22 protein-coding genes are annotated in these 22190 nt (G+C 67.6%); 14 read left to right on the plus strand and 8 right to left on the minus strand.

Going from position 1 to position 22190, the window contains the following annotated elements:
• Positions 1-31: 31 nt before the first annotated feature.
• Positions 32-1234 (minus strand): enoyl-ACP reductase FabV, encoded by a 1203-nt coding sequence (fabV, locus tag FFS49_RS01120; RefSeq protein ID WP_046548661.1) that lies wholly within the window; start codon positions 1232-1234, stop codon positions 32-34.
• A gap of 160 nt (positions 1235-1394) precedes the next feature.
• On the opposite strand from fabV, the gene FFS49_RS01125 reads away from it, so the two are divergent.
• The 6 genes from FFS49_RS01125 to FFS49_RS01150 all read left to right on the plus strand — a co-directional run bounded on the left by FFS49_RS01125 (position 1395) and on the right by FFS49_RS01150 (position 6956).
• On the plus strand, positions 1395-1928 hold the full coding sequence (locus FFS49_RS01125; protein ID WP_011353812.1) for a MarR family transcriptional regulator: 534 nt from the start codon (positions 1395-1397) through the stop codon (positions 1926-1928).
• An 88-nt stretch (positions 1929-2016) separates the two neighbouring features.
• Positions 2017-3324 (plus strand): SDR family oxidoreductase, encoded by a 1308-nt coding sequence (locus FFS49_RS01130; protein ID WP_105818270.1) that lies wholly within the window; start codon positions 2017-2019, stop codon positions 3322-3324.
• The gene (locus FFS49_RS01135) at positions 3321-3791 is read left to right on the plus strand and encodes a DUF2269 domain-containing protein (RefSeq protein WP_039349799.1); all 471 of its coding nucleotides are present in this window, start codon (positions 3321-3323) and stop codon (positions 3789-3791) included. Before FFS49_RS01130 ends, FFS49_RS01135 begins: the two co-directional genes overlap by 4 nt.
• 100 nt (positions 3792-3891) lie before the next feature.
• Entirely contained in the window at positions 3892-4764 is an 873-nt protein-coding gene (locus tag FFS49_RS01140) for a DUF393 domain-containing protein (protein ID WP_105818269.1), read from the plus strand.
• Positions 4761-6260 carry a TIGR01777 family oxidoreductase gene (locus FFS49_RS01145; protein ID WP_105818268.1) on the plus strand — a complete coding sequence of 500 codons (1500 nt, stop codon included), beginning with the start codon at positions 4761-4763 and terminating at the stop codon, positions 6258-6260. The genes FFS49_RS01140 and FFS49_RS01145 overlap by 4 nt, the downstream gene beginning before the upstream one ends.
• Before the next feature lie 72 nt (positions 6261-6332).
• The gene (locus FFS49_RS01150; RefSeq protein ID WP_105818267.1) at positions 6333-6956 is read left to right on the plus strand and encodes a glutathione S-transferase; all 624 of its coding nucleotides are present in this window, start codon (positions 6333-6335) and stop codon (positions 6954-6956) included.
• 92 nt (positions 6957-7048) lie between these two features.
• Here the strand turns inward: FFS49_RS01150 and FFS49_RS01155 are convergent, their stop codons facing one another.
• Positions 7049-8449: a serine hydrolase gene (locus FFS49_RS01155; protein WP_105818266.1), complete on the minus strand. Its 1401-nt coding sequence runs from the start codon at positions 8447-8449 to the stop codon at positions 7049-7051.
• A gap of 192 nt (positions 8450-8641) precedes the next feature.
• The gene (locus FFS49_RS01160; RefSeq protein WP_171026704.1) at positions 8642-9817 is read right to left on the minus strand and encodes a hypothetical protein; all 1176 of its coding nucleotides are present in this window, start codon (positions 9815-9817) and stop codon (positions 8642-8644) included.
• A 294-nt stretch (positions 9818-10111) separates the two neighbouring features.
• Between FFS49_RS01160 and FFS49_RS01165 the strand changes: the two genes are divergently transcribed.
• The 5 genes from FFS49_RS01165 to FFS49_RS01180 all read left to right on the plus strand — a co-directional run bounded on the left by FFS49_RS01165 (position 10112) and on the right by FFS49_RS01180 (position 14333).
• On the plus strand, positions 10112-10531 hold the full coding sequence (locus FFS49_RS01165) for an HIT domain-containing protein (RefSeq protein WP_043181059.1): 420 nt from the start codon (positions 10112-10114) through the stop codon (positions 10529-10531).
• A gap of 269 nt (positions 10532-10800) precedes the next feature.
• Positions 10801-10965, plus strand: coding sequence for a hypothetical protein (locus FFS49_RS41830; RefSeq protein WP_011353821.1), 165 nt, complete (start codon positions 10801-10803; stop codon positions 10963-10965).
• Positions 10966-11131: 166 nt separating this feature from the next.
• Complete coding sequence (locus tag FFS49_RS01170) at positions 11132-11791, plus strand: isoprenylcysteine carboxylmethyltransferase family protein (RefSeq protein ID WP_105818265.1); 660 nt, start codon at positions 11132-11134, stop codon at positions 11789-11791.
• 378 nt (positions 11792-12169) lie between these two features.
• A complete protein-coding gene (locus FFS49_RS01175; RefSeq protein WP_039349867.1) occupies positions 12170-12616 on the plus strand; it encodes a hypothetical protein in 447 nt (148 codons plus the stop codon).
• An 880-nt stretch (positions 12617-13496) separates the two neighbouring features.
• On the plus strand, positions 13497-14333 hold the full coding sequence (locus tag FFS49_RS01180) for a bifunctional allantoicase/(S)-ureidoglycine aminohydrolase (RefSeq protein WP_039349877.1): 837 nt from the start codon (positions 13497-13499) through the stop codon (positions 14331-14333).
• A gap of 177 nt (positions 14334-14510) precedes the next feature.
• On the opposite strand, the gene FFS49_RS01185 is transcribed toward FFS49_RS01180, so the two are convergent.
• Positions 14511-14885, minus strand: a complete 375-nt coding sequence (locus tag FFS49_RS01185) for a heavy metal-responsive transcriptional regulator (RefSeq protein WP_039349878.1) — start codon at positions 14883-14885, stop codon at positions 14511-14513.
• Between the two features lie 99 nt (positions 14886-14984).
• Between FFS49_RS01185 and FFS49_RS01190 the strand changes: the two genes are divergently transcribed.
• On the plus strand, positions 14985-15812 hold the full coding sequence (locus FFS49_RS01190) for an SDR family oxidoreductase (protein WP_039349879.1): 828 nt from the start codon (positions 14985-14987) through the stop codon (positions 15810-15812).
• A gap of 77 nt (positions 15813-15889) precedes the next feature.
• Here the strand turns inward: FFS49_RS01190 and FFS49_RS01195 are convergent, their stop codons facing one another.
• On the minus strand, positions 15890-16684 hold the full coding sequence (locus FFS49_RS01195; protein ID WP_071331864.1) for an aminoglycoside phosphotransferase family protein: 795 nt from the start codon (positions 16682-16684) through the stop codon (positions 15890-15892).
• Between the two features lie 239 nt (positions 16685-16923).
• Between FFS49_RS01195 and FFS49_RS01200 the strand changes: the two genes are divergently transcribed.
• Positions 16924-19047: a PBP1A family penicillin-binding protein gene (locus FFS49_RS01200; protein ID WP_105818264.1), complete on the plus strand. Its 2124-nt coding sequence runs from the start codon at positions 16924-16926 to the stop codon at positions 19045-19047.
• Positions 19048-19055: 8 nt separating this feature from the next.
• Entirely contained in the window at positions 19056-19667 is a 612-nt protein-coding gene (locus FFS49_RS01205) for a trimeric intracellular cation channel family protein (RefSeq protein ID WP_105818263.1), read from the plus strand.
• 85 nt (positions 19668-19752) lie between these two features.
• Here FFS49_RS01205 and FFS49_RS01210 read toward each other — a convergent pair whose 3' ends face one another.
• From FFS49_RS01210 to FFS49_RS01220, 3 genes are all read right to left on the minus strand, one after another.
• Positions 19753-20139 carry a VOC family protein gene (locus FFS49_RS01210; protein ID WP_105818390.1) on the minus strand — a complete coding sequence of 129 codons (387 nt, stop codon included), beginning with the start codon at positions 20137-20139 and terminating at the stop codon, positions 19753-19755.
• A gap of 111 nt (positions 20140-20250) precedes the next feature.
• Entirely contained in the window at positions 20251-21072 is an 822-nt protein-coding gene (locus FFS49_RS01215; RefSeq protein ID WP_105818262.1) for a heme ABC transporter ATP-binding protein, read from the minus strand.
• A 19-nt stretch (positions 21073-21091) separates the two neighbouring features.
• A complete protein-coding gene (locus tag FFS49_RS01220) occupies positions 21092-22180 on the minus strand; it encodes an iron ABC transporter permease (RefSeq protein WP_105818261.1) in 1089 nt (362 codons plus the stop codon).
• Positions 22181-22190 lie beyond the last annotated feature (10 nt).

The following is a 22190-nucleotide window of genomic DNA, read 5'->3' on the forward strand; positions in this document are numbered from 1 at the left end:
GCGCGTGCAGGGGCGGCGGCGGGCCGTACCGTCAGACGGTGGTGTCGATGATGCCCGGGATCTTCACGTCCGGGTTCACGTCCGCGTCGTAGTCGACGCCGGCGATCTCGAAGCCGAACAACCGCAGGAACTCGGTCTTGTAGCCGGTGAAGTCGGTCAGCTCGTACAGGTTTTCGTTCGTCACGTGGTTCCACTGCGCGACGACCTTCGCCTGAACTTGCGGATCGAGCTCCTTGTAGTCCGCGCGCAGGCGGCCTTCCGCGTCGACGTGCGGCGTCGCGCCGTACAGGCTGTCCTTGAACAGGCCGTACACCTGCTCGATGCAGCCTTCGTGCGTGCCGTTTTCCTTCATCGTCTTGAACAGCAGCGACAGGTACAGCGGCATCATCGGGATCGCCGAGCTGGCCTGCGTGACGACGGCCTTCAGCACCGACACGCGCGCGTCGCCGCCGTGCGCGGCGAGCTTGTCGCGGATCGACAGCACCTTCTTGTCGAGATCCTTCTTCGCTTCGCCGATCGAGCCGTTCCAGTAGATGTCGTGCGTGATCTGCTCGCCGAGATACGTGAACGCGGTGGTCTTCGCGCCGTCGGCCAGCACGCCGGCTTCATCGAGCGCGTCGATCCACATCTGCCAGTCCTCGCCGCCCATCACGGCGACGGTGCCGTCGATCTCTTCCTGCGTCGCCGGTTCCAGCGTGACGTCGCGGATCACTTCCTTGTCGGTGTCGAGGCCGCGGAACGTGACCGTCTTGCCGATCGGCTTGAGCGTCGAGCTGATGGTTTCGCCCGTCTTCGGATGCGTGCGGCGCGGCGCCGCGAGGCTGTAGACGACGAGATCGACCTTGCCGAGATCCTGCTTGATCGTGTCGATCGTGACCTGCTTCACCTTGTCGGAGAATGCATCGCCGTTGATGCTGCGCGCATAGCGCCCCTTTTCGGCGGCGAATTTCTCGAACGCGGCGCTGTTGTACCAGCCGGCCGTGCCGGGCTTCGTCTCGCTGCCGGCGCGCTCGAAGAACACGCCGAGCGTGTCCGCGTCGGAGCCGAAGGCGGCCGAGATCCGGGCAGCGAGGCCGTAGCCGGTCGACGCGCCGATCACGAGCACCTTTTTCGGGCCGTTGGCGATCGGGCCGTGCGAAGTCACGTAGTCGATCTGTTCCTTGACGTTGGCTTCGCAGCCGACCGGATGAGTCGTCACGCAGATGAAGCCACGCACGCGCGGTTTGATGATCATGGGAACCTCTAGTCAGAAAGGCTGGGACGGCCTGAATTCGGGAAAATCCCGCGCATTGTAAAGGAAGCGGCCGATCGCGGGCGGGCGCGGCCGGAACCCGGCGGATCGTCCAGTTATTTCTCTCTTGACAGAAATAACTGAAATGCCTAAATTTCACGTCATGGAACTCACACCGATAGCCGAACGATTCATTCTCCACTGGGGCGAAATGGGCTCGCGGTGGGGCGTCAACCGCACCGTCTCGCAGATCCACGCGCTGCTCTATCTGGCCGGCCGGCCGATCGCGGCCGACGAGATCGCCGAGACGCTCAACGTGGCGCGCTCGAACGTCAGCACGAGCCTGAAGGAGCTTCAGGCGTGGCGGCTGGCGAAAGTCGTGCACGTGCTGGGCGACCGCCGCGACCACTTCGAGACGTCGACCGACATCTGGGAACTGTTCAAACTGATCGTCGAAGGGCGGCGGCAGCGCGAGATCGAGCCGACGCTCACGGTGCTGCGCGATTGCCTGACGAATCCCGAGATCGCGAACGAGAGCCGCGAGACCGAGCAGCGCATCCGCGACACGCTGCAGTTCGTCGAGACGCTCACGACCTGGTCGGACGAGATGCTGCGGCTCAAGCCCGATACGCTGATGAAGGCGCTCGGCATCGGCGCGAAGATCAGCCAGACGGTCAGGCGCAAGCCGTCGAAGTAAGCGGTATGTGAAATGCGGGCAGCCAGCCCGCTTTTTTCGGGGTTGTTATTTCTGTCTGTACAGAAATAACTGTAAATAGAGGATGAAAATGGACACCGTCTTGCCGTCGACCCGCCCGCATGGCCGCACCCGGGCGCACAGCATGACCGTTCTCGTGTGCGGTGCGAACGGCTTCATCGGGCGGGCACTGTGCGCACAGCTCGAAGCCGGCGGCCATCGCGTGTTGCGCGGCGTACGTCATGCGACAGGCCCGTCCGACGTCGAGATCGACTTCGCGAAGGACATCGATCCGGACGCGTGGCTCGCACGGCTGGAAGGCGTCGACGTGGTGATCAATGCGGTCGGCATCCTTGCCGATCAGCGCGGCGCGACGCTCGACGCCGTGCATCGCGCCGCGCCGTGCGCGCTCTTCACCGCGTGCTGCCGCGCTGGCGTGCGGCGTGTGATCCAGATCTCGGCGCTCGGCGTCGAGCGCGGCGATACGCGCTACTTCGCCAGCAAGTGCGCTGCCGACCGCTTCCTGCAGACGCTGCCGATCGACTTCCGGATCGTGCGCCCCGCGCTCGTCTACGGCACGGACGGCGCGTCGGCGCGGTTTTTCCGGACGCTCGCGAGCCTGCCGGTGCAGGTCCTGCCGGCCGGTGGCCATCAACGGCTGCGCCCCGTGCACGTCGACGATCTCGCCGAAGTCGTCGCGCGGTGCGTCGATGCGCCGGCGGCGGGCCACGCGGTGATCGATGTGGTCGGCGCCGACGAAGTCGAATACCGCGAGATGCTGGCCCGCTACCGCGCGGCGCTGGGGTTTCCGCCGGCCGCTCGCATCGGATTGCCGGGCCCGCTGGCCGGTATGGCGGCCGTGCTGCTCGGCACGCTGCCGGGCGCGATCTTCACACGCGACACGTGGACGATGCTGCGTGGCGGGAACACCGGCGATCCGGCCGCCGCCACGGCGATGCTCGGCCGGCCGCCACGCGGGATCGACGGCTTCATCGGCGCGGACGCCGCCGCGCTGCGTCGCGATGCGCTCGCGATGTGGCGTCGCCCGCTGTTGCGCGGCGCGCTGGCGATCGTGTGGATCTGGACGGCCATCGCCAGCGCGTTCATCCATCCGCTGCACGCGAGCCTCGCGCTGCTCGCGCCTGCGCACCTGACGGGGCTGCCCGCGCTGATCGCGCTCTATGCGGCCAGCGCGCTGGACTTCGCGTTCGGCATCGCGACCGTCGTCGCGCCGTCGCGCCGCCTGTGGGTCGCGCAAGCCGCGCTGATCGTCGCGTATTCGGCGGTCATCGCGGTCACGATGCCGGGCCTGCTCGCCGAACCGTTCGGCCCCGTGCTCAAGAACGTGCCGATCCTCGCCATCCTGTTGATCCTTTTTTCAGAAGAAGAACAAGCATGAATACCTATCTCGTCATCAAGGCGCTTCACATCCTGTCCTCGGTGCTGCTGGTCGGCACCGGGTTCGGCACCGCGTTCTACCTGTTCTTCGCGAATCGCACGCGCTCGGTGCCTGCCATTGCGGCCGTGTCGCGCCTCGTGGTGCGCGCGGACTGGTGGTTCACGACGCCGGCCGTGATCTTCCAGCCGGCATCGGGGCTCTGGCTCGCGCACACGGCCGGCTGGCCGTGGGATACGCCGTGGCTCGTCGCGTCGATCGTGCTGTATGCGATCGCTGGCGTGTGCTGGTTGCCGGTCGTGTGGCTGCAGCTTGAACTGGCATCGATGGCGAAGCTCGCGCACGCGAACGGCAACGCCGCACTGCCGGAACGGTACTGGCGCTATGCGAAGCGCTGGGAACTGCTCGGCTATCCGGCGTTCTTCGCGATGCTGACCGTCTACTTCCTGATGGTGCTCAAGCCGATGTAAGCGTGCCGCCGCCGCTGCAATGAAGTGGCGGTACGGCATGGAGGAAAGCAGTCGATCGATTCATGAAGCATGCGACAGGTAATAAGAAGGAATGCGAATCATGAGATCAAGTGAACTGGTACTGTACTTCGACGGACGATGTCCGTTATGCGCGGCGGAGATCAAGCGTCTCGGGGCCCGCGACGCGCGACACCAGCTGGCTTTTGTCGATATCGCCAAGCCGGGTTTCGATCCCGCGCCGCTGGGCGTCGACCTGCCCGCGCTGAATCGCGAGCTGCACGCGCGCCTGCCAGACGGACGCATGCTGACCGGCGTGGACAGCATCCTGGCCGCCCAGGCGCTGACCGGGCGCCGCTCGCTCGTCCGGCTGCTTCGCGTGCCGGCCGTGCGCGGTGTGCTGGCGCTGCTGTATCGCCGCTTCGCGCGCAACCGGCATGCGGTATCGCGCTGGCTCGGCTATCGCACCGAAGCGCCTTGCGATGCGGCGGCGTGCGGTAGCGGTAGCGAACGTGCGGCTGAGCCCACGCCAGATCGTCCCGCGGGTGACGCTGCACGCCGCCTCGTCGTGACCTGGATGTACGTCGCGGCGACCGCGCACCTGCTCGTCGGCATGGCCGTTCCGTGGGTTGCCGGCGCGCCGTGGCTCGATGCGTATCACCGCGTCATCGAGCTGCATTTCTGGGCGGGAGCGGCGCCCGACGCGGCGCGTGCACAGCAGGTCTGGTGGATGTCGCTGATGGGCGCGACGGTGCAATGCGCATCGGTCTGGATGCTGGCGCTCGTGCACCTCGGCAACCGCTTGCGGAAACGGGAAGTGTGGGGATGGCTGCTGGCCGGCCTGCTGATCTGGGCGCCGCAGGACATGCTGTTTTCATTGCAGGCCCATGTATCGGGCCACGTGGCGATCGACGCGGCGGCACTCGTCGCGATGGTGCCGCCGCTTGTCTGGCTTTGGAGGAGGGACGCGGTATGAACACCTTGCCTGCTTACGACTGGGCGCTCAACCTGCTGATCGTGCAGGGCGCGATGGGCGCATTCGATACGCTTTATCACCACGAACTCACGCAGGATCTCCCGCACAGCCCGCGTGCGCAGCTCGAGCTGGGAATTCACGCGGTGCGCTCTGTGCTCTACGGTCTCGTGTTCGCATCGATCGCGAACGTCGCCTTCCACGGTGCGTGGGTCGCGGCCATCGCGGCGGTGGTGGTGGTCGAGGTGGTGCTGACGTTGTGGGATTTCGTCGTCGAGGACCAGAGCCGCAAGCTGCCGGCGACCGAGCGCGTGCTGCACACGCTGCTGGCCGTCAACGGCGGCGCGCTGTTCGGGATGATCGCGATGCAACTGGCCGCGTGGGCGCACGAGCCGACCGCGCTGCAGGCGCTCGATCTCGGCTGGCGCGGCTGGGTGCTGAGCCTCTTTGCCGTCGGCGTGACGGTATCGGGAATCCGCGACGGGATCGCGGCCTGCCGGATCGCGCGACGCGCGCCGGTTGCCAATCCGTTCGCGGGGCAGCCGCCGGGGAACGTACTCGTCACGGGCGGGACCGGCTTCATCGGCGAAACCCTCGTGAACCATCTGCTCGATGCGGGGCAGACGGTCACGTTGCTGGCGCGCGATCCGCTGCGCGCGGCCTACCCGTTTCACGGCCGCGTGCGCAGCGTGACGTCCGTCGATCAGCTGCAGCCGCGCGAACGTTTCGACACGGTCATCAATCTCGCGGGCGCGCCGGTGCTCGGTGCACGCTGGAGCAAGCGGCGGCGGGCGGTGCTGCTTGCGAGCCGCGTCGGCGTCACGGAATCGCTGATGCGCTGGGTCGAGACCGCCGAGGTCAAGCCGCGCACGTGGATCCAGGCGTCGGCGATCGGTTATTACGGCGTGCGTCCTGCCGACGAGCGGCTCGACGAGAGCAGCAGCGCCGGCGCCGGCTTCATGTCGGAGCTGTGCCGGCAGTGGGAGCAGTCTGCACGACCGCTCGAGCGTCACGGCGTTCGTTCGGTGGTGCTGCGGCTGGGCGTCGTGTTCGGCCCCGGCGGCGCGCTGCGCCCGATGCTGTTGCCGCATTACTTCGGGATGGGCGGGCGATTCGGCGACGGCGCGCAGGTGATGAGCTGGATCCACCGGGACGACGTGCTGCGGATCATCGCGCGTGCGATGGCGAACCCGGGCATGCACGGCGTCTACAACGCGGTCGCGCCCGCGCCGCTGACCCAGCGTGAGTTCGTGCAGGTCGTGTCGAAGGTGCTCCATCGTCCGGCCTGGCTGCACGTGCCGGCCGCGCCGCTGCGCATCGCGATGGGCGAGATGGCCGAGCTGCTGCTGGACGGGCAGCGCGTGATGCCGGCACGCCTGCATCAGGACGGATTCATGTTCCGGTTCCCGACGGCCGAGCATGCGCTGCGTGACCTGACGAATCGTCCGCATGCGGATTTTCCGTGCATGGCCTGTCGCTTGCCCCGAGGTCGCGTATAAACTCGGCGTGAACGCGTTCGGCACGTGTCGTGCGTCCCGGGCGCTCCGCATCCGACCTCACAAGGAGACTGCATGCTGCACATCCTCGGCAAGATCCCGTCCATCAACGTCCGCAAGGTGCTGTGGCTGTGCACCGAGCTGAACCTGCCGTTCGAACAGGAAGACTGGGGCGCGGGCTTCCGCACGACCAACGATCCGGCCTATCTCGCGCTGAATCCGAACGGTCTCGTGCCCGTCATCAAGGACGACGATTTCGTGCTCTGGGAATCGAACACGATCATCCGCTACCTCGCGAACCGCTATGGCGGCGATGCACTGTATCCGGCCGAGCCGCAGGCGCGCGCGCGGGTCGATCAATGGATCGACTGGCAGGGTGCGGACCTGAACCGCTCGTGGGTCGGCGCGTTCCTCGGCCTCGTGCGCAAATCGCCCGACCATCAGGATCCGGCCGGCATCGCGCAGTCGATCGCGGGCTGGACGAAGCACATGCAGGTGCTGAACACCCAGCTCGAGGCAACCGGCGCGTACGTGGCCGGCAACAGTTTCACGCTCGCGGACATTCCGATCGGCCTGTCGGTGAACCGCTGGTTCGGCACGCCGTTCGAGCATCCGGATTTCCCGGCGGTGTCGCGCTATGTCGAACGCCTCGCGACGCGCGAAGGCTTCCAGAAGTACGCGGGCAGCGCGAACCCGTGACGCGTCGCAGGTAGTGCGCGGCGCGGCGGCGTGGCAAGCGCCGCCGTGTTCGCGTCATGAGCAGTATGCACAACGGGCCTGAGGGCCTGTTGTCACGCGCCGGGCGCCGGCACCGCATCGAGCACGCGCGCGAGAAACGCCTCGTGATTCCACGCGGATTCCGGCCGCGACAGCCCGAGCCGCACGACCACCAGTTGCCGGCTCGGCACCACGCTCACGAACTGGCCTTCATGGCCGACCGCATGAAACGCGTCGGCCGGCATCGCGACCGCATGCGGATCGCGATCGTTGAACGGCTCCGGCACCTTGACCCACAGCTGCGCGCCATACTCCTGGCGCTCCGACTGCGGCGTCGTGCGCGTCAGGTAGCGCACCCAGCCTTCCGGCAGCAGGCGCTGCCCGTCCCACACGCCATCCTGCAGCAGCAGCTGCCCGAAGCGCGCCCAGTCGCGCGCACTCGCATACATGTACGACGGGCTGACGAGCGTGCCGGACGCATCGGGCTCGAACACGGCACTTCGCATCCCGAGCGGCGCGAACAGCGCGCGGCGCGGTAACGCGAGGTAGTCGCCGTCGCTGCCGCCCAGTGCCTCGCGCATCACGCGCGCGAGGATCGCGCTCGTGCCGCTCGAGTAGGACCACCGCGAGCCGGGTGTCGCGGCGAGCGGCTTTTCGGAGGCGAACCGCGCGGTATCGGGCTGCGCGTACAGCATCAATGCGACGTCGGACAGCGGGTCGTCGTAGTCCTCGTTGAATTGCAGGCCGCTCGTCATCCGCAGCAGCGCGTCGAGCGTGATGGCCGCGCGTGGATCGCCGCTGCCGCGCCATTCGGGCAGCAGCGCCGACGCATCGGGCGACAGCTTGTGCTGCGCGACCAGCGTGCCGACCAGTGCTGCCGTGACGGTCTTCGTCATCGACCAGCCGGGCAGCGGCGTGTCGGCGGTGAAGCCGGGCGCATAGCGTTCGGCGATCACCTGGCCGCGCCACATCACGACGACCGCGCGCGTGCGCCGCGGCCGCGCCGGATCGGGTTCGTCGAACGCACGGTCGAGTGCGGTCTGCAGCTTCTGTGCGTCGATGCCGGCCGGCGGCGTGGCCGGTGCCGGCTGTGTGGACGGCGGATCGGGGAGAGGCGGCAGCGCGGCCGGCAACGCGCCGGGCGACGGCCCGAGCGCGAGCGTGCAGCCGAGCCCGGGCCGGAAGTCGGCTTCGCGTTCGGCGAAGCCGGCGAAGGTCGCCGTCGCGCGATGATGGTCGGGATCGATCGACGGGTGCACCAGTTTCAACAGGGGGTGCACGCCCGCCATGATGTCGACGTCGATCACGGACGCGGCCGGGCGGCCCGACACGTACACGCCGGAACACAGCGCCTTCGCCGCATAGCCGGTCGCGATCGGCGCGAGCCGGGACAGCATGTAGCCCGTGTAGCCGACCGCGACGACGACGGCGAGCGCGACGCCGCGCAGGATCAGCTTCTTGAAGGGGATCGTCATGCGCGAGCGTCCTCGATTGTCGGCAGGCAGAACACGAACCGGCAGTGTCGCAGGTTCGGGCCGGCGGTGGCAATCGCGGCTGCGTGCGACGCCGGGCGGCGCCGACGGCGCGCAAGGTGCCCGGCGTGTGTGACGCGTGTGTGTCGATCGTGCAGGGCGAACGGGCCGCGTGCGGCCCGTCCACGTGGCGCGTTACTGCGCGTCGTTGTTGTCGGACCGCAGGGTCCAGACCGTCGCGGTATTCGTGTTGTCGTCGACGGCCGCGAATTCCGGCTGGCCCTTGCTGCCGCGCCCGAACGCGAGGCCGAATGCGGCACCCGGAACGGTGTCGACCTGCATTTGCGCGACGAAGCGCCCGTCCACCGTGAATTCGACGATCTCGCTCGGCTGCTGCGGGTCGGCGTTGACCGCGTCGCCGTTCGCGGTCACGAGATGGCCGTTCGGTGCGAGCGCCAGCGCGAGCGGGCCGTGCAGGTGCGCCGCGTCGAAGTAGATCATCCGTCCGACGCCGCCGTTGCGATTCGTCGACGCCGCGTTCTGGATTGCGAACACCGCGTTGTCGCCGGTGGAGGCGACATACAGCACGTCGATGTTCGGGTCGTAAGCGAGGCCGGTCGGCCCGACGACGAGTGCACTGGGATCGGTTCGATTCACGTAGCCCGACGCGATGACGCGCGAGCCCGGCAGCATCGTGGCGCCGTTGTCACCGATCGCGAGTTCGATGCGCGAGACCGTCCCGTTCAGCACGTTCGACACGAACGCGGTCACGCGCTGGCCGCGATCGATCACGGTCATGTCCCACGGCCCGTCGAGCAGCGCCGCACTGCTGAGTTGCGTGACGAGATGGCCTTGCGGACCGATGACGAGCAGCGAGCCCGGCGGCACGACGGTCTTGCCGTCCGGCGCCGGGACGTTGCCGACCAGCACGAAACCGCTGCGCAGCACCACGAGCGCGGTCGTCAGGCCGAGATTGCTGCCCTGGAAGAAGGCCGCCGGCGTCTTGCCGGGCGACAGCTTCACGATCGTCGTGCCGGTGCCTTGCGTATTCGACGCCGCGTTGAAGTTGGACACGACGACGTCGCCGGGTTTCAGCGTGCTCCAGGGCGGCACGCCGCGCGGCACGAACGCGATGCCGTACGGATTGACATCGCCGTTGGCGGGCACGGTCGACGCGGTGAACGATGGAATCGGCAAGATGATGTCGTTGCCGCCGGCCCATGCGAAAGCCGACGACAACGCGACGAGCCCGGCGCTGCATGCCGCGCGGCATAGCGAGTGCGCAAGCGTGCGCCGGACGCGCGCGGCGACCGGTGGATCAACCGCAAGGACGGGCGGGGCGGGTGAACGACACGAGGGGAGAGGGTCCATGGCATGACTCCGGTTGATGATCGCGAGCAGTCATCCCGGCTGCCGGCCTGCGCAGCCGACGGGTGTCCGGCGCGGGTTCGCGATCGTGCTGTTGCCGCGTGAACCCACGCTCGAAATAAACGGATGGCGACGGCCTGATATTCCGATCCGTTACGCCTGCTGCATGCGAGCCTGTGTCCATTGTTCACCGCAATGGCGACGCGGCCTGACAAGTTGAAATTCGACCCGTCATCGGCCGATAATCGTCCGGCATCGCTTCCCCCTCTCCCAGTCCAACCGTTATCGGAAAACGCCATGTCCTACGACAACAACAACCCGTTCGCCAAAATCCTGCGCGGCGAACTGCCGTGCGTGAAAGTCGCGGAAGACGACGCGACCCTCGCGATCATGGATCTGATGCCGCAGGCCGACGGCCACGTGCTCGTGATCCCGAAGGAGCCGGCCGCGCAGATCTTCGAGTTGTCCGGCGACGCGGCGGCGGCCGGCATCCGCATGACGCAGCGCGTGGCGGCGGCGGTGCGCGCGGCGCTCGAGCCAGACGGCGTGTTCATCGGCCAGTTCAACGGCGCGGCCGCCGGCCAGACGGTGCCGCATGTGCACTTCCACGTGATCCCGCGCTGGGAAGGCGCCGAGCTGCGGATGCATGCACGCGAGATCGCCGACGCGGCGACGCTCGAAGCGCTCGCGCAGCGCATTCGCGCGCGTTTCGTGTAACGCGTCGATTGCACACGTCGATTGCACGTGGCGACGGCACGGCATGACGCATCGGCCAGCCGCCGCGCCAACGCCTGTTTCAGCGGTCATGCGAGGTAACACGTGTAACCGCCGGCGAAACTCGGCCCGGCCCACCCGGCGCTAGACTCCGCGCATTGCTTTACCGAGCGACAGGAAGGGGCGGATCGCCTCTTCGTTCCGGCCGCCGCATCGTGCGGCGGAGCGGCTTTCGCGAGGTGCCATTCGTCTTTCGCGCCGGGAATCGAGCCATGACCAGACTTCTCATCACGCTTGCCCTGATCGGCGGCCTGTCCGGCTGCTACGTTGCGCCGCCATACGGCTACGCGCCCGCGCCGGCCTACTACGGCTATGCGCCGGCGTATTACGCGCCGCCCGTCAGCGTCGGGATCGGCGGCAACTTCCGCATCCGCTGATCGGGCACCGGGCGGCGTTGGCGCCGGCCGCCTCGGTCAGCGCCAACGCGTTGCACTGGATGGCTCACGCGGATTCGCGTAACGCGTGATACCGGTGCGATGCGCGGCGTGCGCGCGGTTCCTATACTTCACAGGAAAGCGCATTCCGCATTCCGGTGAGGCAGCCATGAAAGTCACCTCCAGGGCCGCAGTCGCGTCGTGCATCGCCACGCTCGTCTATCTCGGGCTCGCGGTGCTCGGCAGCGGCGGGTTCGCAGCCTTCTTCTCGCATCCCCAACTGACCGTCGTTGTTGTGGCGACGCTCGCGATGGCCGTCGCCGCATTGTTCACCGAAGGCAACCTGAGCAGCGGCGAGCGCGAGAACCGCGACAACCGCTGGGTGCTCGCGGCGTTCGGGGCAAGCGGGTTCCTGCTCGCTTACCTGCCGGCGCTGACCGACCGGCTCGACTTCTGGACTTTCGACGGCGATGCGGTGCGCTGGATCGGCGTCGTGCTGTACATCGTAGGCGGCGTGCTGCGCATCTGGCCCGTATTCGTGCTCGGCAAGCGCTTCAGCGGGCTCGTCGCGATCCAGCCCGGCCATACGCTCGTGACCGACGGTATCTACAGCCGCATCCGCAATCCGAGCTATCTCGGCCTGGTCGTCAATTCGGTCGGCTGGGCGTTCACATTCCGCTCGGGTGTCGGCTTGCTGCTGGTCGTACTGACGACGGTGCCGCTCGTCGCGCGCATCCGCTCCGAAGAGGCGCTGCTGCGCGCGCAATTCGGCGCCGAATACGACGCGTATTGCGCGCGGACCTGGCGTCTGCTGCCGGGCGTGTACTGACCCCCTTCATTTCCTCCCGGCCGCCGTTTCGGGCCGCGCCCATGATTCGTTCCCGATGTGTTGCCACGTGTGTCGCAAACGTGCGACGCAGCCCACGGCCGGCCTGTCGTTCCGCACGGCCGGACCGTCGGCCGAGCCAATGCTGGCGGGGGTTTGCGGGCATTCCGGTGCGGCCGTTAGAAGTCGCTCATTCGTAAACAACTTGTTACCAGAATGTCCACGGCAAGGACGTGGGACCGGTGCTATTCTTCGCCGCAAGCTCATTGAAATGAATTGGTCCGCGGTTCGGCACAATGCCTGACACGACGTCGATCGATTCAGATCGTCGTACCGAGCGGACCTTCAATAACCAGATTGCGAACAAGGAAGAATACGGGAATGTGGAAGAAAATCGCCCCCGCTCTCGTCGTCGCCGCGTTGACCGGCGCGACTGCACTGCCGGCCATGGCAGGTGACATGAACAACGCGCTTGGCGGCGCGCTCGGCGGGGTAGCCGGCGCAGCGGTCGGCGGTGCGCTCGGCGGCAGCACGGGCTCGGTGATCGGCGGCGCCATCGGCGGCGGCGCGGGTGGCGCGGTGACGTCGAACCGTCACGAGCGCACCGGCGCGATCATCGGCGGCGCCCTCGGCGGCGGCGCAGGTACCGCGGCAGGCAACGCGATGGGCGGCCGCACGGGCGGCCTGCTGGGTGCGGCTGTCGGCGGCGGCGCCGGCGCGGCGCTCGGCGGCAACATGTCGCGCAGCTCGTACGAGCGCGATTACGGCGGTCGCGGTGATCGTGGCTATCGCCACCGCAAGCATCACCACCATCGCGACTGGGACTGATCGCCGCTGGCGCGGCTCGGTGCGCGAATGGCGCACCGGCGCGCCGACGGCGTCGGCACCCGACGCGAGATTCGGCCCGGCGGCTTGCCGGGCCGTCATCGCCGGCCAGACCGGCGAACTCTTTCCGGCTTCCTCAGCCGCAGCCAGACGCCTGATCGACGGGCCGGCCAGTTTCCCTCCTCGTTGTCCTCGTCGTATTTTCCCGTTTCCCGACTACATCGCCACTCGCGACTGAATGCGTCCGACGCGTGCCGAGAGCATTCGCGTGCCGTTCGATTCCCGTTGGCCCGTTCTCCGGCCTGACGACGGCTCATGACTGGCGCGGTGCGGCTTGCTGCCGTGCGCGCGTCGGCGCGATCCGGTCTGCGTGACCGGATGTATCGCGAACCGCGTGCGCACCGGGAATAGCTGCTGTTGTTCGCCGGCGCCCGTTGCGTCCCGGCGAGCGTGCGCGTTGCCAGCCCGCGTCAGGATTTCCCTGATAGCCGGAGCGTCGCGGCACGCTTCCTTACCGCGTATCGCGGCTGCCCGCTGGTAGTGGGAAATCGAATGGAATCCATCGCAACATTTAATTGGTCGATTGCGAACGACTTCGCTATCGTCGGCGATGCTCGCGTACGGCATCGCACCGTGCCGCTGGCCGCGCCTCGCCGCATGATCGCGGGCGCCACGGCCCGGCCGCCGGCCCCACCAGCATGGGCCGCTGCGTCCGAAGAACCGGACGAACCCGTCGCGAAGCCTGGCCGACCGAACGAAGGCGCATGCGCCTTCAAGCCACCCCGGCAACGATGTCCCGCCGCCGCATGCGTGCCCCACGCGCGTACGTGCCGCCCGATGCCGTTGGCACCGGGGCCGGACCAACCCATTGCCTGGATGCACTATGTCTAAGACAACGTATTACGCGCCACATGGCGGCCACCCGCCGCAGACCGATCTGCTGACCGATCGCGCGATGTTCACCGAGGCGTACGCGGTGATCCCGAAGGGTGTGATGCGCGACATCGTCACGAGCTGGCTGCCGTTCTGGACGAACACGCGCCTGTGGGTGATCGCCCGCCCGCTGTCGGGTTTCGCGGAAACCTTCTCGCAGTACATCGTCGAAGTGAACCCGGGCGGCGGCAGCGACAAGCCCGAGCAGGACAAGAACGCCGAAGCGGTGCTGTTCGTCGTCGAAGGCGAAGCCGAGCTGACGCTGCAAGGCACGAAGCACGTGCTGAAGCCGGGCGGCTACGCGTTCATTCCGCCGGGTGCGGACTGGACGCTGCACAACGTCAGCGATGCCGCGGTGCGTTTCCACTGGGTGCGCAAGCACTACCAGGCCGTCGACGGCATTCCGCTGCCGGAAGCCTTCGTGACCAACGAGCAGGACGTCGAGCCGATCCCGATGCCGGGCACCAACGGTGCATGGGTGACGACGCGCTTCGTCGACATGAGCGACATGCGCCACGACATGCACGTGAACATCGTGACGTTCGAGCCGGGCGGCGTGATTCCGTTCGCCGAAACGCACGTGATGGAGCACGGGTTGTATGTGCTCGAAGGGAAGGCGGTTTATCGACTGAACCAGGATTGGGTCGAGGTGGAAGCGGGCGACTTCATGTGGCTGCGCGCGTTCTGCCCGCAGGCATGCTATTCGGGTGGCCCTGGCCGCTTCCGTTACCTGCTGTACAAAGACGTGAACCGTCACATGAACCTGTTGCTGAACCCGGCGCGTTAAGCGTCGAGGAAGCAGTTGGATGTGGAAGCCCGCCGGGGAATGCCGGCGGGCTTTTTTGCGTCGTGGATTTCCGTGGATGTCATGTGCCCGGACCCGAAGCGGACGCTCGCCTGAAACCGAAGCGGCCGTTGACACGCTTGCTCGAGTCGGCTTGTCGCTTTCGCCGACGACGCCTCACTACGCGATGTGTCCTTCGACACAGTCGCTGCCCACTTTGGCCAGCGCATTCAGCAGCCCTGCGCGCAGCATGACCAGCGCGCGGCTCTTTTCGTCGATTTCCGTGAGCTTTGCTTGCAGGCACGCGACCTTTTGCGCAACACCGAATGTCGGACTGTCCCATACATGAATGACGTCGCCAATTTCCGTGAGCGTGAAGCCCAATGCCTTCGCATGGATAATCAGCCGTATCCGCTGTAACGAGCGCTCGGAGTAGTGCTTGTATGTGTTTGTCGCGTGAGGTCGGGTTGCTTTGTCCAGCAGCCCCATTCGCTCGTAGTAGCGCACGGTATCGTGCGAAACGCCCGCCCGCTTGCACAGTTCGCCGATGCGCATGCTGTCTCCATTCAATGTTGTGGACCGTCATTAAGGCTTGACCGTTGCCTATAGTCAACGGTTTACAGTCCGGGTCACCTTCCACTCCATTCGCGGGCTATGAGAGATCGTTTCGATTTTCACGGAAAAACAGCACTCGTCACGGGCGCATCGTCGGGTATCGGGCGCGCGTTTGCCTATGCATTGGCCAAACGTGGTGCGAGACTTCTGCTGGTCGCGCGCTCTCGCGACAAGCTGCACGATCTGGCCGCGGAGCTGCGACGCGACTATGCGTGCGACGCCGATTTCCTGACCGTCGACCTGAGCACGGCCGATGCCGTACACACGATCGATTGCCACTTGAAGGTGACCGGCAAAGTCGTCGACGTACTCGTCAATAATGCGGGCTTTGCGGCTTACGGGCGCTTCGAAACGATTCCGTGGACGCGCCAGCGCGACGAAGTGCTGGTGAACTGCATGGCTGCAATCGAGCTGACTCATCTTCTGCTGCCGGGGATGCAGGCGCGTTCCGCTGGCGCGGTCATCAACGTCGCGTCGACAGCCGCATTCCAGCCCGATCCTTATATGGCCGTCTACGGCGCAACCAAGGCCTTTCTGTTGTCATTTTCAGAAGCCGTTTGGGCCGAGAACCGGCATCGCGGCATCCGGGTCGTCGCGTTATGTCCCGGGGCGACGCAAACCGCGTTTTTCGATGTCGTTGGCGCGCAGGAGGCGGCCGTCGGCACGCCGATGCCTGTCGCGAGTGTGGTGGAGGATGCCTTGTGGGCGCTGGATCGCAATCGGAGCCATCGGATTGTCGGAACCCGGAACCGGCTGCTTGCCAATTTGCAGAGACTGTTGAGCCGCGAGACGTCGGCACGGCTGGTTGAGAAAATCCTTCGGCCGAGAGGCGGTCAGGACCCGGTGACGCGAGAGACCAACGCGTAGGGCGTGGCCGCTATCCGCCCGACGTTGCGCTCCATGAGCGGCTTCCGATGGCCATATCGGGCGGATGATGCGTATTCCTACAAGCCGAGTGCAGCCGCCGCGAGCGTCGCGACCTGCAATCGCGTATCGGGCAGCAGCCCGTCCTCGATCAGCCATACCGCCGACAAGCCCGACCACGCGAGTATCCACTGCAGCAGCCGGCGCCTGTCGAGCTGCGCGGTGCTGGCCACGAGCGTGACGCGCTGCGCGAACCGCACCGGATCGACCGCAACGTCGTGTGAAGGATTGCAGAACAGGTTCGCGTAGTCGAACGCGCGATCGCCGCGCAGCCCCTTCGGATCGATCGCACGCCAGCCGCGATCACCGAAATGGAGAATGTTGCCGTGATGGATGTCGCCGTGCAGGACAACTTCATCGACGGGCGGCCCGGCGAGCAGCTGGCGCGCGACCGTTGCGCAGCGATGAAGCACGACACTGGCTGAAGCGCCAGACAGCAGCGCCTGAAACCACGCATGCAGCGGTACGACCGAAGGCGGCTCCGAAGCACGATGCGCATGCAGCCGCGCAACGACGTCGCACGCGATGCGCATCGCGTCGTCGTCATGCCCCGATGCCGAAAAACCGGCCAGCGTCGGTTCCGGCTGCGCCCGTTCGAGCAGAATCGCATCGCCGTCGTGCAGCCACACCTGCGCGGCGCCTTGCCCATTCCACCACGTCATCAGCGCATTGCCGCGACGCTCCTCGTCGCAGGTAGCGACCTTCAACATCGCCGGCCGCGATTGCCAGACGACGGGCAGCAGGCCGCCGCTCGCGGTCAGGAGCGGGCCGCCATCGGGAACGAGGCCCCACAGGCCGAGATATCGATCGAACATCACGCGATGCTACCGCCGAACCGGATCGCGCGCAGCGCGGTTCGCCCGACGCATGCGTCACGCGGTCGCAGATACGACATGAACGGCCCTCACGCACTTTCCTAAATAAAATTTAGCCAGCCAAACTTTGGCTAAAGAATGTTCCGGTTTCTCGCCATCCCTTCGACAATGCGCGCCTTTCGTGACCCGTCGGTGCCGCTTGCGCACCGGCCGTCGCAGCATCGAAGAAGGAGCCCGACATGACCGACCACACCGCAGCCCCGCCACCACCACCCGCGTCGCCGCCACGCCGCCGCCGCGTGTGGCGCACGCTCGCGGGCGCGCTGCTCGGCCTGACGGTCGCCTGCGCGGGCATCGGCGCATGGACGATCCAGCGCATCTGGACGCAGTTGCCGTCCGTCGAGCACCTCGCTGTCTATCGTCCTGCGCTGCCGTTGCGGATCTTCTCGCGCGACGGCGATCTGCTGGCCGAATACGGCGTCGAGCGACGCGAGTTCGTGCCGCTCGAACGCATCCCGCCGCTGATGCGGCAGGCGCTGCTCGCGGCCGAGGACGCGAAGTTCTACCAGCACGGCGCGGTCGATTTCGGCGGCCTCGCGCGCGCGACGTTCGCGAACGTCGTGACGGGGCAGCCGGGGCAGGGCGGCAGCACGATCACGATGCAGGTCGCGCGCAACTTCTACCTGACGCGCGACAAGGTGCTGAGCCGCAAGCTCGCCGAGATCCTGATGGCCGCCAAGCTCGAACGCGAATACAGCAAGGACAAGCTTCTCGAGCTGTACATGAACGAGATCTATCTGGGCGAGCGCGCGTACGGTTTCGCGGCGGCCGCGAACGTCTATTTCGGCAAGCCGCTCGATGCGCTGAGCGCGGGCGAGGCAGCCGTGCTCGCGGGGCTGCCGAAGGCGCCGTCCGCGTTCAACCCGGTCGTCAATCCGGCACGCGCGACCGCGCGGCGCAACTACGTGCTCGGCCGGATGCATGCGCTCGGCCAGCTCGACGACGCGACGTACCACGCGGCCGTCGACGCCCCCATCGCGCTGGCCACCACGCCGCCGCCGGGGATCATCGCGGCGCCGTACGTCGCCGAACGCGCGCGCCGGATGATGGTCGAGCGTTTCCATGACGATGCCTATACGCTCGGCCTCGACGTGACGACGACGATCTCGATGCGCGACCAGCGCGCGGCCGAATCGTCGCTCGCACGCACGCTGAGCCGCCAGACGCGCGCGAAGCGCGATGCGCGCAACGGGCTCGAAGGCGCACTGGTGTCGCTCGATGCGGCAACCGGCGACATGCTCGCGCTCGTCGGCGGCGCGGATTTCAACCGCAACGTGTTCGACCATGCGCTGCAGGCGTATCGCCAGCCGGGCTCGAGCTTCAAGCCGTTCGTCTATTCGGCCGCGCTGGAAAAGGGCTACTTCCCGGGCGTGCTCGTCGACGACACGCAGCGCACGCTCACGCATGAGGAAACCGGCGCACGGCCGTGGCGCCCGCGCAATTTCGCCAACAACTACGAGGGCTTCATCCCGGTGCGGCGCGGGCTGATGCGCTCGAAGAACCTGGTGGCGGTCAGCCTGATGCAGGCCACCGACGCGCGCTACGTGCAGCAGCATGCGGTGCATTTCGGCTTCGACGCGCAGCGCAATCCGGCGTCGCTGCCGCTCGCGCTCGGCGCAGGCGCCGTGACGCCGCTCGAACTGGCGAGCGCGTATAGCGTGTTCGCGAACGGGGGCACGCGGATGGAGCCGCGCCTGATCCTGTCGGTGAAACAGCGTCATGGCGGCGCGATGTACGAGGCGACGTCGCCGGCGGGCGAGCGCGTCGTGTCGGCGCGCAACGCGTTCGTGATGGACAGCATGCTGCGCGACGTCGTGAAGTCCGGCACCGCGCGCGGCGCGCTCGCGCTGCGCCGCGACGACGCGGCCGGCAAGACGGGCACATCGAACGGGTCGAAGGATGTCTGGTTCGCCGGCTACTCGTCGGGCATCGTCGCGGTCGCTTGGCTCGGCTACGACACGCCGCGCCCGATGGGGCGTGCGACCGGCGCATCGCTTGCGCTGCCGGTCTGGCTCGACTACATGAAGACGGCCGTCGACGGGCGTACGCCGGTCGAGGCGACGCCGCCGCAGGACGTCGCGCTCGTCGATGGCGACTTCGTCTATGCGGAATACACGCGCGGCACGTGCACGGCCGACGTGCCCTCGTACATCCGCAGCCGCTTCTCGTGCGGCGGGGCGTCGGCAGCGGCCGGTGCGTCCGATGCGCCGGGCAACAACGGCAAGCCTGCCGAATCGCCGCCTGCCGCGGTTGATGCGGCCGAGCGCGAACGCGTGCTCGACCTGTTCCGGACGGATGACTGACGTTCGCCATGCATACGCTTTATCTGATTGCAATCGTCGCGGAAGCGATGTCGGGGGCGCTGATGGGCATGCGCCGCGGGATGGACCGTTTCGGGCTCGCGCTCGTCGGCGCGGTGACGGCGCTCGGCGGCGGCACCGTGCGCGACGTGCTGCTTGGCCACTATCCGCTCGGCTGGATCGCGCATCCCGAGTATCTGGTGATCACGCTCGTCGCGGCGACCGTCGCGTCGTGGGTCGCACGGCATGTCGCGCGGATGAAGACGCTGTTCGTGACCGTCGATGCGATCGGCCTCGCGGCGTTCACGATCATCGGGTGCGACATCGGTGCGTCGACGGGCAGCGCGCCGATCATCGTCGTGCTGGCCGGCGCGATCACGGGTGTCGGCGGCGGGATGCTGCGCGATCTGCTGTGCAACGAGATGCCGCTGATCTTGCGCGAGGAACTGTATGCGAGCGTCGCGTTCGTCACGGGCGGGCTCTATGTCGGGATGCAGCATCTGGGGGTCGATGCGGGCATCGCGACGGTGGCCGCGCTGGCGGCCGGATTCTCGATGCGGATGCTCGCCGTGCGGCTCGGGTGGAAGATGCGGACGTTCGGTGCGGCGGATCTCGAGCATTGAGCCTGGAGGCGCGCCGTCCGCGCAGTGCAGGACGAGGGTGGCGCCGGCCTGGGCGTTTGAGTGAACGCCCGGGCCGAGCGAAAAGTCAGTCGGCCTGCATCACCTGGAAGACGTTGCCTTCCGGATCGATGCCGTCGTACATCGTGTACGCGAACCCGTCATGGCGCTTGAGATCGCGTACCGTCACGCCGCTGCCGGCCAGCCGGTGGCGATGCAGGCCGATGTCGTGGCCGATCGAGAACACGAGTTTCACGTGGCTGGTTTCCGCGCGCTCTTCCGCGTGAGCGGGCGCCGCGTGGCGGAACGCCGGGCCGGCGAGATGCAGCGCGAGCTCGATAGTGCCTGTGCCGAGCACGACCCATTCGTTTTCGATTTCCTCGACGACGGGCAGATCGAAATACTGCTGGTAGAACGCCTTGAGCGATGCGACGTCCTGGACGTACAGGATGATGCGGGTCATCGGAAGCGGCACGTGACTCTCCTTGAAGGGATGCGCGAAGCGCGAATGATGCGTCGTGAAAATCGTTGCCATCGATCATGCATGACATCGCGCAGTGCAATGCCCACGCGACACGCGCCCGCGCTACGCAGGCACCATCACCGGCGGCGCGCCGTCGCCGGTTTCCACCATCTTCACCGCGAATCCGTAGCACTGCGCGATATGGGACGGCGTCATCACGTCGCGCGGCGTGCCGTGCGCGACGATCGTGCCGTCGGCGAGCAGCGCGATCGTATCCGCATGCCGTGCGGCGAGGTTCGGATCGTGCACGATCGCGAGCACGCCGAGCTGCCATTCGCGTGCAACGGCGCGTACGGTTTCGAGCAGGCGGTGCTGATGCGACAGATCGAGCGCGGCGGTCGGCTCGTCGAGCAGCAGGTAGCGCGGGCCGCTTTCCGTCGCTTCGTCATCGGGCCACAGCTGCGCGAGCACGCGGGCGAACTGCACGCGCGCGAGTTCGCCGCCCGACAACGTCGTCACGTCACGGCCGACGAGCCCATCCGCGCCCGCGCGTTCGAGCGCGCACCACGCGATGTCGCGATCGCGATGCGACGTCGCGCCGCTGCGCCGCGCATGCGGATAGCGGCCGAGCAGCACGATTTCGTCGACGCTGAACGGGAACGCCGGCTGCGCGGCCTGCGGCAGCACCGCGCGCAGGCACGCGAGCCGCGGCGCGTCGATGCGTGCGAGCGGCTCGCCGTTCAGCGTGATGTCGCCGGTCACGCGCACGCCGTTCGGCGCGACGTTGCCGGTCAGCTCGCCGGCGAAAGTCTTCAGCAGCGTGCTCTTGCCCGCGCCGTTGCGGCCGAGCAGCGCGGTCACGCGGCCGGGTTCGATCGACAGCGACAGGTCGCGCAGGATCGCGTGGTGTCGACGGGCGACGTCGAGGTGATGGGCGGTCAGCATGGTCGTCGTGAGGGAAGGGTTAGCCGCCGAGCGCGCCGCGGCTCTTCCACAGCAGCGCGAGAAAGAACGGTGCGCCGAGCAGCGCGGTCAGCACGCCGAGCGGAATTTCCGCGGGTGCGGCAACGGTGCGCGCGGCGAGATCGGCGGCGAGCGTCAGCAGCGCGCCGAGCAGCGCGGCGCCCGGTAGCACGATGCGTTGATCGGGGCCGCACACGAGACGCACGCAATGCGGCGCGACGAGCCCGATGAAGCCGATGATGCCCGCGCACGACACCAGCGCGCCGACCGCGAGTGCGACCGCGACGAGCACGCGCCGCTTCAATCGCTGCACGGGCACGCCGAGATGCAGCGCCTCGGTTTCGCCGAGCTGCAATGCATTCAGCGCGTCGCGTTCGCGCGCGAGCAGCGCACCGCCGATCGCGACGCACGGCGCGACGGCCGCCAGCGCGGACCATTGCGCGCTGCCGAGGCTGCCGAGGCTCCAGAAGGTCAGCGAGCGCAATTGCGCGTCGTCGGCGATGAACGTGAGGAGCCCGATCGCCGCGCCGACCAGCGCGTTGATCGCGATGCCGGCGAGCAGCAGCAGCGGCAGCGCGAGCCGGCCGCGCGACGCGGCGAGCCGGTAGACGAGGGCCGCGACCGCAAGCGCGCCCGCGAACGCGGCGGCAGGCAACGCGGCCGCGCTCACCTGTGCGGCAAAGAGTGCGGGGCCGAGCACGATCATCGTCGTCGCGCCGAGCGCGGCGCCGCTCGACACGCCGACGAGCCCCGGATCGGCGAGCGGATTGCGGAACAGCGCCTGCATCGCGGCGCCGGTCGCGCCGAAGCCGCCGCCGACCAGCAGCGCGAGCGCGACGCGCGGCGCGCGGATGTCGAACAGCACCGCGCGCGCCTGCTGTGCGGCCGCGTCGCCGGTCAGCGCGGCCCAGGCTTCCGCGAGCGGAATGCGATAGGCGCCGACGCACAGCGCGACGACGGACATCGCGCACACGAGGCAGGCGAGCGCGGCCAGCGCGAACGGCGCAAAGCGACGCGACGTGCCGATGCGTGCGGCGCCGGAGCGCGATGCGGACGACGAGGCGGGGAAAGGCGAAGCGTGAGCGGGCATCGGGGCAATC

Source organism: Burkholderia sp. 4NA327C6 (assembly GCF_005502655.1).
Classification (GTDB): Bacteria; Pseudomonadota; Gammaproteobacteria; order Burkholderiales; family Burkholderiaceae; genus Burkholderia; species Burkholderia contaminans.

Bases quoted from the DNA above. Each gene is read 5' to 3' on its own strand.
- fabV (WP_046548661.1), bottom strand. From the start codon at position 1,234: ATGATCATCAAACCGCGCGTGCGTGGCTTCATCTGCGTGACGACTCAT.
- FFS49_RS01125 (WP_011353812.1), top strand. From the start codon at position 1,395: ATGGAACTCACACCGATAGCCGAACGATTCATTCTCCACTGGGGCGAA.
- FFS49_RS01130 (WP_105818270.1), top strand. From the start codon at position 2,017: ATGGACACCGTCTTGCCGTCGACCCGCCCGCATGGCCGCACCCGGGCG.
- FFS49_RS01135 (WP_039349799.1), top strand. From the start codon at position 3,321: ATGAATACCTATCTCGTCATCAAGGCGCTTCACATCCTGTCCTCGGTG.
- FFS49_RS01140 (WP_105818269.1), top strand. From the start codon at position 3,892: ATGAGATCAAGTGAACTGGTACTGTACTTCGACGGACGATGTCCGTTA.
- FFS49_RS01145 (WP_105818268.1), top strand. From the start codon at position 4,761: ATGAACACCTTGCCTGCTTACGACTGGGCGCTCAACCTGCTGATCGTG.
- FFS49_RS01150 (WP_105818267.1), top strand. From the start codon at position 6,333: ATGCTGCACATCCTCGGCAAGATCCCGTCCATCAACGTCCGCAAGGTG.
- FFS49_RS01155 (WP_105818266.1), bottom strand. From the start codon at position 8,449: ATGACGATCCCCTTCAAGAAGCTGATCCTGCGCGGCGTCGCGCTCGCC.
- FFS49_RS01160 (WP_171026704.1), bottom strand. From the start codon at position 9,817: ATGGACCCTCTCCCCTCGTGTCGTTCACCCGCCCCGCCCGTCCTTGCG.
- FFS49_RS01165 (WP_043181059.1), top strand. From the start codon at position 10,112: ATGTCCTACGACAACAACAACCCGTTCGCCAAAATCCTGCGCGGCGAA.
- FFS49_RS41830 (WP_011353821.1), top strand. From the start codon at position 10,801: ATGACCAGACTTCTCATCACGCTTGCCCTGATCGGCGGCCTGTCCGGC.
- FFS49_RS01170 (WP_105818265.1), top strand. From the start codon at position 11,132: ATGAAAGTCACCTCCAGGGCCGCAGTCGCGTCGTGCATCGCCACGCTC.
- FFS49_RS01175 (WP_039349867.1), top strand. From the start codon at position 12,170: ATGTGGAAGAAAATCGCCCCCGCTCTCGTCGTCGCCGCGTTGACCGGC.
- FFS49_RS01180 (WP_039349877.1), top strand. From the start codon at position 13,497: ATGTCTAAGACAACGTATTACGCGCCACATGGCGGCCACCCGCCGCAG.
- FFS49_RS01185 (WP_039349878.1), bottom strand. From the start codon at position 14,885: ATGCGCATCGGCGAACTGTGCAAGCGGGCGGGCGTTTCGCACGATACC.
- FFS49_RS01190 (WP_039349879.1), top strand. From the start codon at position 14,985: ATGAGAGATCGTTTCGATTTTCACGGAAAAACAGCACTCGTCACGGGC.
- FFS49_RS01195 (WP_071331864.1), bottom strand. From the start codon at position 16,684: ATGTTCGATCGATATCTCGGCCTGTGGGGCCTCGTTCCCGATGGCGGC.
- FFS49_RS01200 (WP_105818264.1), top strand. From the start codon at position 16,924: ATGACCGACCACACCGCAGCCCCGCCACCACCACCCGCGTCGCCGCCA.
- FFS49_RS01205 (WP_105818263.1), top strand. From the start codon at position 19,056: ATGCATACGCTTTATCTGATTGCAATCGTCGCGGAAGCGATGTCGGGG.
- FFS49_RS01215 (WP_105818262.1), bottom strand. From the start codon at position 21,072: ATGCTGACCGCCCATCACCTCGACGTCGCCCGTCGACACCACGCGATC.
- FFS49_RS01220 (WP_105818261.1), bottom strand. From the start codon at position 22,180: ATGCCCGCTCACGCTTCGCCTTTCCCCGCCTCGTCGTCCGCATCGCGC.